Raw genomic sequence first — 13272 nt, 5'->3', positions numbered from 1 at the left:
GGATCAGAGGTTCGATAAAAACCCAACATTCCAAAATGGTCTTGGTTTACCCGCCTATAATTTCTTAACTCCCCTACATCTCTAAAATTCGTAATGCTGATGCTGGGGAAATGCATCTGAATAGTTACAAATTTCTACAACCAAAATTCGGTCCCTGCAAAACGCGCCTGGATAGTTACGTCTCCCCCGGTTCAATCAGCCTTTTTGCTCGCAAGCCCCAGCTGAGCGACCACCCGATCCGCGGCCTCGCGTGTGAACGATGCCCCGTCCAGCGCTTCCCTGCGGTCGGCCCCGATGAGCTCTTGCGGGGCGTTATGTAACTCCTTGCCCGGGGTGATTCCGTACCCTTTGGCAAAGGAATCCGTAAAATACATGTCCTGGAATCCGATGAACTTAAGGGCATGGGCCGTGGAGTCGAGGATGGCCAATTCCCCAGGCGCAAGAAGCCCCGTCTCCCTGGCCTTGACCAGACCGGCGAAGCATTCCCCGCCTTGGGTACAGGCAATGTGTCCGTGCCGGTTGACCCGGAGCATCCCCTCGATGATCTCCTGCTCCTGAACCTGAACGACATGGAAAGCACCCCCATGGTTCTCGTACCGGTCCACCAAAAATCTGACCCTGGGAAAAGAGACCGGATTGCCGATCATGGCCGCCTGGGCCACGCTCGGGCGTACCTTGACAGGGGCATAGGCTCGAGATTCCGCCGGCTGGGCGTAATACTTGAAAACCGGATCGGCATGCGATGACTGGACACCGATAACCTTCGGGAGTGCGTCTATGACCCCCAGACGGTACAACTTCAAGAACCCGGACATGACCGCCGTAACATTCCCGGCATTGCCGATGGGCACGAACACGGCCTTGTCCTTCATTTGCCAATCGTACCATTGGGCCACCTCAAAGGCATAACTCTCCTGCCCGAGGATACGCCAGCCGTTTTTGGAATTGAGCAGGGCGACCCGGTAATTGTCCGCCAGATACTCGACCACCTTCATGCAGTCATCGAACACGCCGGGAACCTCGAGAACCATGGCCCCGCTGCCGAGGGGTTGGGACAACTGCTGTGGAGTGACCTTACCCTTGGGCAATAAAACCACCGACTTCAGGGGATCGCCTACATAGGAGGCGTACAGAGCGGCCGCGGCGGAGGTATCTCCGGTGGAGGCACATATGGTGATCACATGTTCCCAGCCGTGCTTGCGGACCAGATGCCTCAGATAGCTGAACGCGCAGGCCATACCCCGGTCCTTGAAGGATCCGCTGGGGTTCTGGCCATCGTTCTTGTATGCCATGGGCTGCCCCACATGGGCCTCGAGTTCTCGGGAGGCCCGGATGATGGGGGTATTCCCTTCTCCGAGATAGACGATGTCCTCGGGTTCAAGGACCGGGGCCATGAGTTCGTAGAACCGGAAAATGCCCCGCAGAGAGGTCTCCTTGGTCGCTGCCCGGGCGTCGAAAATCTTCTGCCACTCCCGGCCGCCATGTTTTTCAGCCAGGCTCTGCAGGGAGGTATCTTCCAAGAGAAAGACCCCGCCACAGTCGGGACAGGTATAGTACAATTCATCAATGGGGTAGGTCGTACCGCAGGACAAACATTTGTAGCGCATCGTTCCACGGTAGGTGGGAAATCCATTTGTTTGGTTCATGGGAGAGAGTCAGGGGCTGAAAAGTTCAAAAAGCGGATTGCAGGGGACTGACCGAGATGAGGAAGAGGTCGGTCAGGACGCCCAACAAAAAGACCAGGGCCACCAGACCGTTCAGGGTGAAAAAGGCCATATTCACCCGGCGCATGTCGTTTTCCTTTATCAAGGTATGTTCAAACAAAAGGATGGCGGAAACAAACAACCACGAAGCAGCATATATCCAGCCCGCCCCCTGGATCCAACCGGCCAGGCCGAAAAAAATCACCGTGTTCACATGGGAAAAGGTGGACAGGGTCAGCGCAACCGGAATCCCCCATGTGGCGGGTATGGAAAAGAGCCCGTGCTCCCGGTCGAAGCCGACGTCTTGGCAGGAGTAGAGGATATCGAACCCGGCAACCCAGAAAAGAACCCCCAGTCCGAGAACCACCGGGACCGGAGCGAGCACCGGATCGAATGCGATCCATCCAGCTATGGGCGCCAAAAAATGGACCGAACCCAGGGCGTAGTGGCACAGGGGGGTGAACCGCTTGGCAAAGCTGTAACCGGCCGCCCAGAGGAGGGCGAACGGAGCGAGCAAAAAGCACAGCGTGTTCAGTCCCCAACAAGCGGCCCAGAATCCCAGGGCACAGATCAGAAGAAATACCCGGGTCTGGAGGGGGGAAATCTCCCCCGTGACCAAGGGACGGTTGCGGGTCCTCGGATTGGCCGCATCAATGGCCACATCGGCCAAACGGTTGAACCCCATGGCAAAGGACCTGATAAGCACCATGGCCAGGGTCAAAAGCAGGAAGACCCTGGTCCCAGGCCACCCACCTGCCGCCCAAAACGCACCGACATAGGCAAAGGGCAGGGCAAAGACGGAGTGCTCTATCTTGACCATTCGGGAAAGGACTACCATGGCACGGAGGGCCCGTGCCGGCCATTTCTGGGTTCCGGGATGCATGGACCGATCACCTCGTATTCTTTGACGTCAGCAACACCCCGTTTGCAGGGGGGGGCTCCACTCTCTTCGCATTGTAAAAAAAGGTCTATTTCGCGTATCCGACAGCCCGCTTTTCCCGGATCACGGTCACCTTGATCTGCCCGGGATAGGTCATTTTTTCCTCGATCTTCTTGGCCACGTCCTTGCAGATGAGATAGATCTTGTCATCGTTGACATGCTCGCAATCGACCATGACCCGGAGTTCACGGCCCGCCTGGATGGCATAGGCACGGTTCACGCCTTCGAAGCTGGTAGCGATGCCCTCAAGTTCTTCCAACCGTTTGACGTAGTTCTCCAAGAGCTCCTTGCGGGCCCCGGGACGGGCACCGGACAGGGAATCTGCCGCCTGGACCAGGACGGCCAGGACCGTCTTGGGCGGCACGTCCTCATGGTGGGCCGCAATGGCATGGATGATCTCCTTGGATTCTCCATATTTCTTGGCCAGATCCGCTCCAATCTGCGCATGGGGTCCCTCGATCTCATGGTCCACGGCCTTGCCAAGATCATGGAGCAATCCCGCACGCTTGGCCTTTTTGACATCCATGCCCAGTTCAGCCGCCATGACCCCGCAGAGAAAGGCCACCTCCAAGGAATGGTGGAGGACATTCTGGGAGTAGCTCGTCCTATAGTAGAGCCGCCCCAGAAGACGGACAATTTCCGGATGGATACCGTGGACACCGACATCAAAGGTGGCCTGCTCCCCAATCTCGCGGAGTTTGACATCCATTTCCTGCTCCACCTTCTTGACCACATCCTCGATCCTTGCCGGATGGATACGCCCATCACTGATGAGCCGTTCAAGGGCCTGTTTGGCAATCTGGCGGCGCAAGGGACTGTAGGCTGAAAGAACCACCGTTTCAGGGGTATCGTCGATAATCAAGTCGACCCCGGTAGCCGCTTCTATGGCCCGGATATTTCTTCCCTCCCGGCCGATGATCCGCCCCTTCATGTCCTCACTTGGCAATTCAACCGTGGAGACGGTCTGTTCGGAGACGTAGTCCCCGGCGTACCTCTGGATGGCTGTGGCCAGGATCTCTCTGGCCTTCCGGGATGCCTTCTCCTGGGCCTCAATTTCTATGACCCGGATCATTTTGGCCGCATCATGACGGGTTTTGCTTTCGATTTCCTGCATGAGCCGCTGTCTGGCTTCCTCGGCGGTCAATCCAGAAATCTGCTCGAGGCGTTCTTCCTGATCCTGGACCAGTTGATCGAGGTGCTTGGCCCTGTCGTTCAGGGATTGTTCCTGTTTGGTCAACTTCTTTTCAGAACTGACCAGCTCCGCCTCACGTTTGGTCACATTTTCAATCTTGGCCTCTACCCGCTCCTGTTTCTCCTGGACCCGACCTTCGATCCGCTTGACCTCCTTCTCCCTGGCCTTGACGTCCTCTTCCATCTCCTTTTTGTGTTGAAAAATTTCATCCTGCCCCTGGAGGAGTATCTCCTTTTTGTGGGCCGCGGCCTCCTTACGGGCCTCGTCAAGAATCTTGCCGGCCAGATGGTGCGCATCCTCTTCCTGCTTTATATACAATTGTCGCTGGACAAAAAAACCAATACCCGCACCGAGCCCGATACAGATAAAGGCCGTGATAATGATCGAACTGAGCATATATCCCTCCCCATTGCCCCCATACACGGAAGAACGCAGATCCCTGCGTCGTCTATGGGCGATTTATGATTATGCCCCGGATATGCTACAGGGCTTGTGTACGTTGGTATCCAGGGTATCCAGAACAGCGGATCCCCCAAAACGGCTGTCAGCAGGAACCAAGCGGTACCTGCACCAAAAAAATAGTGACGGGAATGGAGAGTCGGGCGGAAACGCCCGGTGGAAGAGGCGGGTTACATAGAAAAGCAGTGGATGAGTCCCCCACGAGGGCATGCGGGGAAGGGTCCCCGGGAAGCCGTGTCATGAGTCAATTTGAACCTCTTATGCAGAGGTGGGCACCACCCCGGACCATCAGGCTTCCCACAGCAGAGGTGGGCATGCACACAGTATCCGGCTCCGGCTCCCAAGACATCGTTATTGGCTCAAAAATAACTATCATGATCACGCACTTCCCAGGAAATTCTCCTTGTTACAGATCCTTCTGATTGATACTATCCATCTTATGTAGCAATTGCTGGAGCCGGTCTTCCAGCTCCTGCAATCGTTCATTACATTGCAGAAAGTCATCAGCAAGGCTCAATGCCAAAAAAAGAAGCAACTTTTCCTTGCTCAGATTCCGCCCCCTCTCCATAAGGGGTTGAAACCTCTCTTCCAGAAGCGTTTTGGCCCTATCGACACGTTCAGGACTCGCGTCCGTCCTAAAAAAAGTGTCCAGGCCTAGCAGGCTTATCCGATACCCAGCCATTCCTAGTCGAGGTTGACCTCCTGGATCCTGCCCAGAAGGTGTTCAATTTTGGCGAGAACGGCCTCTTTGTTCTGCCGTTCCTTATCCAATTGATCCCTAAGAAGCATGTTTTCCGCCTCTAGGGACTCCTTTTTGTCGATCAAGGAATCAATTTTCCGTGTGAGTTGAGCTAATACTTCCATATCTCGTGTACTTTTTGTAATAGCTTGGGCAAAATCAAGCCATCTCATTTTTTCAAGTTTTTTTGTTTTGCCCGGGCTATGCATAGTGATCCATCAGGAACATCTTTGGTGACGACCGTTCCGGCCCCCACGAGGACATTGCTCCCAATACTCACCGGAGCAACGACAGCCGTATTGCTGCCAATAAAGGAACCGTCACCAATGTGGGTCGTGTGCTTGTCTTGTCCATCATAGTTGCAGGTAATGGTCCCGGCGCCGATGTTGACCCCTTTACCGATGACCGAGTCACCGATGTAGGTCAAGTGGCTGGCCTTGCTCGCTTGTCCAAGAATACCCTTTTTGATCTCCACAAAATTGCCCACCCGGGCTTCTTGTTCCAGAACCGCGCCGGGCCTGAGCCGCGCATAGGGACCAACCGAGCAGTCTTTTCCAACCTGTGCTCCTTCTATATGTGAAAAGGAATGCACTTGGCAACCATTTAGTTGGCTATCCTCGATCCTGCAATTGGAGTGGACCCTCGTGCCCGGTGCGAGGATGGAATGTCCATAGATCTCACAGGGACCGGTAAGATCGACTCCCGGGGCCAATTCGACCATGGGCCCGATGCGGACCATGTCCTTGTTGCGTATAATGACCCCCTTGTCGATCCACTGCTGGACAATGCTGGGCCGGAGCCTGTCTTCCGCATCAACCAATTCCTGGGGGGTGTTGATCCCGAAGAGCTCGGGTCCGTCTCCGTGTTCAACCGCGACCACACGCATGCCGTCATCATTCGCCAGATCGACGAGTTGTGTTATGTAGAGTTCACTCTGGGCATTGTCGTCAGAAAGCCGTGGGAGCAATTTTTCTACCGATGCGGCACGCAAGAAATAGATACCCGAGTTGACCTCGTGGATTTCATCGCCCGGATCCATCCGTTCAAAATCCTTGGCCTCGACTATTGCCCCGACGCTCCCATCGGCCCGGCGTACGACTCGGCCATAACTACCGGGGTCGTCCATGACAATGGACAGGAAGGCAATATCTGCCTCTTCTTCGATTCCCCGTTCCACCAAATCCACAACCGCCTGTTCCGGAACGAACGGCGTATCCCCGTTGGCCACGACGAGGTGGGTCACTCCGGAGTTGCGGATGACCGGCCAGGCCACTTGGAGAGCGTGCCCGGTACCGAGCTGGGGAGACTGGTGGACAAAACGGCCGATGGCCGCAGGAAAGGACCGCTCAATATCCTCGTGGCCGAACCCTACAATGGTCCAGACACGATCTTCAAACATAGGATTAAAACGCGAGTAGACATACTCGAGTAACGGGGTTTCCAGAATGGTCTGCAGGACTTTGGGACGCGTTGAGTACAGCCGGGTGCCCTTTCCCCCAGCAAGGATCAATGCGCCTATGGATGGTTCAAACATGGTTGTTTCCTCGCTATGAAAAGCACTCCCCACGGCACCTCGCCAACACAAGGACCAGAGCCTTTTCCCATCGTTCAAAAAGCTTCGAGCCGTCAAAAAATATCATAATAGCACTAGTTGAACTGTTCTTTACTGTCCACCACCAAAAAAGGGGGCGGGCCCATTGGCCCGCCCCCTTGATTGACGCTTCGTGTACCAAGCAACCTACATACGGCAGGTCCCCTCAGCAACTGCGAACTCACGGCACCGCACACGGTGCATGGACCGGGCGAGTTGGGCCTGGGCCCGTGCGAAATCGACTTTTTCTTGCTGCTGGGCAATACGTACTCCTGCCCGGTCAGCTGATTTCCGAGCACGCTCGATGTCAATCTCTTCGGCCTTTTCTGCAACTTCAGCAAGTACAGATACTTTCTCGGGAGATACCTCGGCAAAGCCACCGGCAATGAACACATAATGTTTCTTGCCGCCTTTTTTGTAGTAGAGACTCCCGATGCCAAGAGCTGACAGAAAAGGTATGTGATTGGGCAGAACGCCGAATTCACCATTGATGCCGGGGGCACCAATATACTCGACGTCTTCGCTGAGCAACTTCCTATCGGGAGTCACTATCTCGAATTGGATCGTGTTAGCCATATCAACTTACCTTTCTGGTCAAAGGTTCTTACATTTCCTTAGCGTGTTCAACAGCCTCTTCAATAGCGCCTACATAGTAGAAGGCCTGTTCGGGCAGGTCGTCGTAGTCGCCCTCAAGAATGCCCTTGAATCCCTTGATGGTGTCTTCGAGCTTGACGTAACGGCCGGGTTTGCCGGTGAACTGTTCGGCAACGAAGAAGGGCTGGGAGAGGAAACGCTGCATCTTACGGGCACGAGAGACGGTGAGCTTGTCTTCGTCGGACAGCTCATCCATACCCAGAATGGCGATGATATCCTGGAGATCCTTATATTTCTGGAGAACCATCTGCACTTCACGGGCAATCCCGTAATGCTCTTCACCAACGACGTTGGGATCGAGAATACGGGAGATGGAGTCCAGAGGATCAACGGCCGGATAGATACCAAGCTCGGCGATCTGACGGGAAAGAACGATGGTACCGTCGAGATGCGAGAAGGTTGTTGCCGGTGCGGGGTCTGTCAAGTCATCGGCGGGCACATAAACGGCCTGGACCGAGGTGATGGAACCCTTGGTAGTGGAGGTAATCCGTTCCTGGAGAGCACCGAGGTCGGTACCCAGGGTGGGCTGGTAACCAACGGCGGAAGGCATACGTCCGAGCAATGCGGAGACCTCGGAACCGGCCTGGGTGAATCGATAGATGTTGTCAATAAACAGCAACACGTCCTGATTCTCTTCATCACGGAAGTACTCGGCGGCTGCCAGAGCGGTCAGTGCGACACGGGCACGGGCTCCCGGAGGCTCGTTCATCTGTCCGTATACCAGAGCGGCACGCTCCAGAACACCTGCGTCCTTCATTTCGTGGTACAGATCATTCCCTTCACGGGTACGCTCACCAACACCGGCGAAAACGGATATACCACCGTGTTGCTTGGCGATATTGTTGATCATTTCCATGAGGATAACGGTCTTGCCGACACCTGCACCACCAAACATGCCCATCTTACCACCCTTTGGAAAAGGAACGAGCAGGTCGATGACCTTGACGCCTGTTTCCAGGACCTCAATCTTCGTGGACTGGTCTACAAAGGCGGGTGTGGGCCGATGGATGGGATAGGTCTTTTCGGCGTTGACCGGACCCATTTCATCCACGGGCTTACCGACAACATTCAGGATACGGCCGAGAGAGGCCTTGCCAACGGGTACGGAAATCGGGGCACCCGTATCCTTGACTTCCATGCCGCGCACCAGACCGTCGGTTCCATCCATGGCGATACAGCGGACAACGTTGTTACCAAGATGCTGGGCCACTTCGACCACCAGGTTGTCCGGCTCGTCGCTCAAGGTCGGGCTGGTGATGGTGACAGCATTCATTATATTGGGAAGCTTGTCTTCTGGAAACTCCAGGTCGACGACAGCTCCGATAACCTGTACTATTTTTCCGACATTTTCTGCACTCATGCCTTTATGTCCCCCTATGCATTTTTCAGCGCTTCAGATCCGCTGACGATATCCATCAATTCAGTGGTGATACCGGCCTGGCGGGCCTTATTGTATACCAACGTAAGACTGTCAGCCAGCTCATCACAGTTCTTGGTGGCGTTATCCATTGCCGTCATGCGGGCCGCATTCTCACTGGCCGACGTGTCAAGGAGTCCGCGATAGATCTGGACTTTGACATATCGAGGCAGGAGCTCGGCCAGCAGGCCTTCCACAGACGGTTCGAAAATATACTCACTCGAACCACCTGCCGCTTCCTCACCCACGCTCTGCTCAACCGGCAGAACCTGGTTGGCGACGCTTTCCTGCTTTATGATACTGACAAACTTACCGTACACCACGTGCACTTCGTCGAACGTTCCAGAAACATACTTGTCGATGACCTGGATCCCAATGGAGTTGGCCAGTTGAAAATCGAAATTGTTCATGGCCTCAACATGGGCCTCGACAATTTCAAAGGATGTTTTCTTTATAAAATCTCTGCCTTTTTTACCTACGCAGATAAATTGGACCGTCTTGCCTTCGCCGGATTTTTCCTGGGCCAGTCTCAAGGCCGCATTGCACAGGTTGGCGTTGAAACTTCCGCACAACCCCTTTTCCGACGTGACGAGAATAATGCCGACCGTTGTCCTCTCTTCGCGTTGTTCCAAAAGAGGATGAGCGCTTTCATCAGCCCTGGAGGCAAGATCGGTGAGAATCTCCTGATATTTATCGGCATAGGGACGAAAACGCTCAATGCGCTGCTGCGCACCGCGCAATTTGGCAGACGAAACCATATTCATGGCCTTGGTGATCTGCTTGGTCTTCTTGACCCCGCTGATCTGTGTCTGAATGTCCCTGAGTGATGCCATTTACTTCTCCTTGTCTCTCTAGGCTTTAAAAGTCTTCTTGAACTCTTCGATGGCAGCCGCGAGCTTTTCTTCGGTTTCCTTGCCCAGGGTCTGGGTCTCCCGGATCTCCTTGAGGACATCTGCCTTCTGGGTGTTCATGAATTCCTGCATGGCGGCCTCACACTTCTGGACTTCCTCCACAGGAATTTCGTCCAGGAACCCTTTGGTTCCGGCGTACAGGGTGACCACCTGGTTCTCCACCGGCATGGGCTGGTACTGGGGCTGCTTGAGCAGCTCGACCAAACGTTCACCACGGGTCAGCTTGAGCTGAGTGGATTTGTCGAGGTCGGAACCGAACTGGGCAAAGGCGGCCAGCTCACGATACTGAGCAAGGTCGAGACGGAGTGTACCGGCAACCTTTTTCATGGCCTTGGTCTGAGCGGCACCACCGACTCGGGAGACGGACAGGCCGACGTTGATGGCGGGACGGACACCGGCGTTGAACAGGTTGGGCTCCAGATAGACCTGACCGTCGGTGATGGAGATGACGTTGGTCGGGATGTATGCGGAAACGTCACCGGCCTGGGTTTCGATGATCGGCAGGGCGGTCATGGATCCGGCACCCAGGGAATCGTTGACCTTGGAGGCACGTTCCAGCAGCCGGGAATGGAGATAAAAGACATCACCGGGGAAAGCCTCACGTCCCGGAGGACGACGGAGCAGCAGGGACATCTGGCGATAGGCGACAGCCTGCTTGGACAGATCATCGTAAATGATCAGTGCGTGCTTGCCGTTGTCACGGTAGAATTCGGCCATGGTGCAGCCGGCATAGGAAGCGATGTACTGCAGGGAAGCAGGCTCGGAAGCGGTGGAGGAGATAACCGTGGTGTACTCCATGGCCCCATGTTTTTCCAGGGTATCCACAACCTGAGCGACCGTGGACTTCTTCTGGCCGACAGCGACATAGAAGCAATGGACGTCGGTGTTCTTCTGCGCGATGATGGCGTCGATACCGACGGCGGTCTTCCCGACCTGACGGTCGCCGATGATCAATTCACGCTGTCCGCGACCGATGGGGGTCATGGCGTCGACGGCCTTGAGGCCGGTGTACATGGGTTCGTGGACCGACTTACGGGCAATGATACCGGGGGCCTTGATCTCGATGAGACGGGTCTCCGCGGTCTCGATCGGTCCCTTGCCATCGATGGGCTGCCCAAGAGCATCTACAACCCGGCCCTGGACGGCGTCGCCAACGGGCACCTGCACGATGCGTCCGGTACGTTTGACCGGGTCGCCTTCCTTGATCCCCGTGTCTTCACCCAGGAGGGCAACACCGACACTGTCTTCTTCAAGGTTAAGGACCATACCCATGACACCGCCGGGGAATTCCAAAAGCTCCATGGCCATGGCGTTTTCAACACCATAGACGCGGGCGATTCCATCACCTACGGACAGGACCACACCTGTCTCGCTCATCTCAACCTTTTTATCGTAATCCTTGATCTGGCCTTCGATGATTTGGCTGATTTCTTCTGCTCTGATTTGCATAGCCTCTACTTACCCCTCTTTATATTTTCTTTCAAAATGTCTAGCTGGGCCCTTATGCTGGCATCCAGGACCTTGTCTCCGACCTTGAGTTTCAGACCGCCCAAAATGTCGGGATCCACCCCATACTCCAAGACAATATTCTTACCAGACTGCTTTTCGAGTTGTTCCTTGACCTTCTTTTTCAGGGGCTCTGTCAAATCGATGGCCGTGATCAGATTCCCCCGAACAATGCCCTGGACCTCATCCAAGATGACACTGAAATAGGCTTGTATCTCGGGCAAGCAATCCAAGCGATTCTTGTCAGCCAGCAAAAAGCTAAAATTTTTGACAACCTTGCAGGGTTTTGTCTTGGCCAATACCTTCGCCACGACGCCTTTCTTCTCTGCGATTGTAAAGACAGGATTACGAAAGAACTTCATGAGTTCAGGAGCGCCTTCCAGCGCCTCAGCGATCTGCAAGAGATCGTCGCCGTACTTTTTCAGCTCGGCCTCGCCGTTTTCCTGACCAATGGCAAAGAGTGCTCGGGCGTATCTGCGTGCAGCTATGTTCCCACTCAATTTAGCACCACCTTTGTTAGATACTCATTGATCAGACCTTCATGGTCTTTTTTCTTGAGCTGCTTCTGCACCATGAGTTCGGCGGCGTCAGCAATACTTTCTGCCATTTCCGCCTTGATGGATTCGACTGCCAGCTTGGCTTCCTGTTCAGCAGCGACCTTAGCCTGGGCCTTGATCTGGTCCGCAGTTGCGTTGGCCTGGTCGATAATCGCCTGTTTCAGGGCATTACCTTGTGCCTCGGCTTCTTCGATGATCTTGGCTTTTTCGGCTTCGAGATTGGCAATACTTGCTTCCACATCGCTCAACTTCTTTGCAGCCTCATCTTTCCGCGCGTCCATATCCTTGAGGTCCGTCTCGATCTGGTACCTGCGTCCGGAAAAGAATTCGGCCAACCGCTTGCCCGCGACCTTATAGATGATCCAGGCCAGGATCACAAAATTAATGAACCTGTATAGCAAATTGAGCCATTTAGAAGAGTCTCCCCCGCCGTGCTCCGCTGCAACAACCGCCCCTGCAGAGACGAGCACCAGAAGGAAAGCCATCCCCACCATCTTCAGAGTTCTCAATGCTCCGTCCTCCTTTTATTTGGTTTAGGCTTTACTGAGAATTTTGCCGGTGGCCGCCTTAGCGTACTCGTCGACCTTGCCCTTGAGAGTGGACAGGGCCGATTCGGACTCGGACGCGATCTCCTTGCGTGCGGACCCGAGAAAAGAGGCAGCTTCCTTGGAAGCCCCACCGACGATAGTCTTCTCTTCCCCATACCCCTCTTCCTGCCTGCTGTTGCGAACGGCTTGCGCTTCGCTCCGGGCAGTTGCCAATCCATCTTCGTAGCTCTTGAGCTTCTCTCCGGCGCCGGCGTTGAAATCTTCCACCTCGGCCAAGCTCTTGGCGAGGTGCTCCGCCCTCCGCTTCAAAATACCGCGGATCGGCCGATAGAGGATGAGGTTCAACACCATCAACGTGATCAAGAAGTTCACGAACTGGATAAAAAATGTTACATTGAGTTCAATCATGCAGCCCCCTCCGACTATGTGAATTTTTGTTCAATGTCAGCGCGCCTACTAGCCAATTTACTTTTTTCTGTCAAAGCCTTTTTCATTTTTTTCCTCGACTAAAAGGCTCCCAGCCCTCGTCATTCCTACAAGTTCTCATTTTCACGTGTTCGCTATACTGATTACCCCCTCTTGTTCCAGGTTTGGTACCGCTCCGCAGCACTCCTCGGGGGTTTCGGGTTCCTGCCCCGCATTGTCCAGGTTGACCCGACCCTGCAGATCCGCACCCTCTTCGACTACGAAAATCGGGGTTTTCAATGTTCCGGTAAAATGGGACTGCTTGTTCAGAACAATTTTTTTCGAGGCCGTCACCTGTCCGTGCATGGTCCCGCTAAGTATCAATTCCCCGATGCGGAACACCCCCTCGATCCGGGCGTCCTTGCCAACGACCAGGGTGCCCTCTGATTCGATCTCCCCGTGGAAATCACCATCGATACGAACGGATCCCTGAAAATCCAGTTTTCCCTCGTATTTTGTTCCCGCCCCCAAAAAGGCGTTTATCTGATCTCGTGCCATAGGACCGTCCCCATATTGTTTATCCGGTCCGCATTTATACCTGGACCAGAGATGCGTTTTTTATTCCCTCTGTCTCTCCTCCCGCCCCCCAA

General features: G+C 54.6%; 13 protein-coding genes and 1 other RNA gene. All 14 read right to left on the bottom strand.

The annotated features are described in order from the left end of the window. Window positions 1-191: 191 nt before the first annotated feature. The 14 genes from thrC to ACY692_RS05930 all read right to left on the bottom strand — a co-directional run bounded on the left by thrC (window position 192) and on the right by ACY692_RS05930 (window position 13180). Complete coding sequence (thrC, locus tag ACY692_RS05995) at window positions 192-1646, bottom strand: threonine synthase (protein ID WP_462324438.1); 1455 nt, start codon at window positions 1644-1646, stop codon at window positions 192-194. 25 nt (window positions 1647-1671) lie between these two features. Further along, a complete protein-coding gene (locus ACY692_RS05990) occupies window positions 1672-2586 on the bottom strand; it encodes a UbiA-like polyprenyltransferase (protein WP_462324437.1) in 915 nt (304 codons plus the stop codon). A gap of 85 nt (window positions 2587-2671) precedes the next feature. Next, window positions 2672-4231 carry a ribonuclease Y gene (gene rny / locus ACY692_RS05985; RefSeq protein WP_462324436.1) on the bottom strand — a complete coding sequence of 520 codons (1560 nt, stop codon included), beginning with the start codon at window positions 4229-4231 and terminating at the stop codon, window positions 2672-2674. 280 nt (window positions 4232-4511) lie between these two features. After that, window positions 4512-4693: non-coding RNA, 6S RNA (gene ssrS, locus ACY692_RS05980), on the bottom strand. A gap of 7 nt (window positions 4694-4700) precedes the next feature. Further along, entirely contained in the window at window positions 4701-4976 is a 276-nt protein-coding gene (gene zapA, locus ACY692_RS05975) for a cell division protein ZapA (protein WP_462324435.1), read from the bottom strand. 226 nt (window positions 4977-5202) lie between these two features. Next, window positions 5203-6567, bottom strand: a complete 1365-nt coding sequence (gene glmU, locus ACY692_RS05970; RefSeq protein WP_462324434.1) for a bifunctional UDP-N-acetylglucosamine diphosphorylase/glucosamine-1-phosphate N-acetyltransferase GlmU — start codon at window positions 6565-6567, stop codon at window positions 5203-5205. A 204-nt stretch (window positions 6568-6771) separates the two neighbouring features. Further along, on the bottom strand, window positions 6772-7200 hold the full coding sequence (locus ACY692_RS05965) for a F0F1 ATP synthase subunit epsilon (RefSeq protein WP_462324433.1): 429 nt from the start codon (window positions 7198-7200) through the stop codon (window positions 6772-6774). Between the two features lie 28 nt (window positions 7201-7228). Further along, window positions 7229-8638, bottom strand: a complete 1410-nt coding sequence (atpD, locus tag ACY692_RS05960; RefSeq protein WP_462324432.1) for a F0F1 ATP synthase subunit beta — start codon at window positions 8636-8638, stop codon at window positions 7229-7231. 14 nt (window positions 8639-8652) lie between these two features. Continuing rightward, entirely contained in the window at window positions 8653-9528 is an 876-nt protein-coding gene (locus tag ACY692_RS05955; RefSeq protein ID WP_462324431.1) for a F0F1 ATP synthase subunit gamma, read from the bottom strand. Between the two features lie 18 nt (window positions 9529-9546). After that, entirely contained in the window at window positions 9547-11055 is a 1509-nt protein-coding gene (gene atpA, locus ACY692_RS05950; RefSeq protein ID WP_462324430.1) for a F0F1 ATP synthase subunit alpha, read from the bottom strand. 5 nt (window positions 11056-11060) lie between these two features. Further along, window positions 11061-11612, bottom strand: a complete 552-nt coding sequence (gene atpH, locus ACY692_RS05945; RefSeq protein ID WP_462324429.1) for an ATP synthase F1 subunit delta — start codon at window positions 11610-11612, stop codon at window positions 11061-11063. Further along, window positions 11609-12178, bottom strand: coding sequence for a F0F1 ATP synthase subunit B family protein (locus tag ACY692_RS05940; RefSeq protein ID WP_462324428.1), 570 nt, complete (start codon window positions 12176-12178; stop codon window positions 11609-11611). The genes atpH and ACY692_RS05940 overlap by 4 nt, the downstream gene beginning before the upstream one ends. A gap of 24 nt (window positions 12179-12202) precedes the next feature. Further along, complete coding sequence (locus tag ACY692_RS05935; RefSeq protein ID WP_462324427.1) at window positions 12203-12625, bottom strand: ATP synthase F0 subunit B; 423 nt, start codon at window positions 12623-12625, stop codon at window positions 12203-12205. Window positions 12626-12766: 141 nt separating this feature from the next. After that, on the bottom strand, window positions 12767-13180 hold the full coding sequence (locus ACY692_RS05930; protein ID WP_462324426.1) for a bactofilin family protein: 414 nt from the start codon (window positions 13178-13180) through the stop codon (window positions 12767-12769). Between the last annotated feature and the right edge of the window lie 92 nt (window positions 13181-13272).

This window comes from Desulfoplanes sp. (assembly GCF_054921335.1).
This window is presented reverse-complemented; position numbering and strand designations above follow the sequence as displayed.

Excerpts from the sequence above, each read along its gene's own strand:
- thrC (WP_462324438.1), bottom strand. The coding sequence starts at position 1,646 with ATGAACCAAACAAATGGATTTCCCACCTACCGTGGAACGATGCGCTAC.
- ACY692_RS05990 (WP_462324437.1), bottom strand. The coding sequence starts at position 2,586 with ATGCATCCCGGAACCCAGAAATGGCCGGCACGGGCCCTCCGTGCCATG.
- rny (WP_462324436.1), bottom strand. The coding sequence starts at position 4,231 with ATGCTCAGTTCGATCATTATCACGGCCTTTATCTGTATCGGGCTCGGT.
- zapA (WP_462324435.1), bottom strand. The coding sequence starts at position 4,976 with ATGGCTGGGTATCGGATAAGCCTGCTAGGCCTGGACACTTTTTTTAGG.
- glmU (WP_462324434.1), bottom strand. The coding sequence starts at position 6,567 with ATGTTTGAACCATCCATAGGCGCATTGATCCTTGCTGGGGGAAAGGGC.
- ACY692_RS05965 (WP_462324433.1), bottom strand. The coding sequence starts at position 7,200 with ATGGCTAACACGATCCAATTCGAGATAGTGACTCCCGATAGGAAGTTG.
- atpD (WP_462324432.1), bottom strand. The coding sequence starts at position 8,638 with ATGAGTGCAGAAAATGTCGGAAAAATAGTACAGGTTATCGGAGCTGTC.
- ACY692_RS05955 (WP_462324431.1), bottom strand. The coding sequence starts at position 9,528 with ATGGCATCACTCAGGGACATTCAGACACAGATCAGCGGGGTCAAGAAG.
- atpA (WP_462324430.1), bottom strand. The coding sequence starts at position 11,055 with ATGCAAATCAGAGCAGAAGAAATCAGCCAAATCATCGAAGGCCAGATC.
- ACY692_RS05935 (WP_462324427.1), bottom strand. The coding sequence starts at position 12,625 with ATGATTGAACTCAATGTAACATTTTTTATCCAGTTCGTGAACTTCTTG.
- ACY692_RS05930 (WP_462324426.1), bottom strand. The coding sequence starts at position 13,180 with ATGGCACGAGATCAGATAAACGCCTTTTTGGGGGCGGGAACAAAATAC.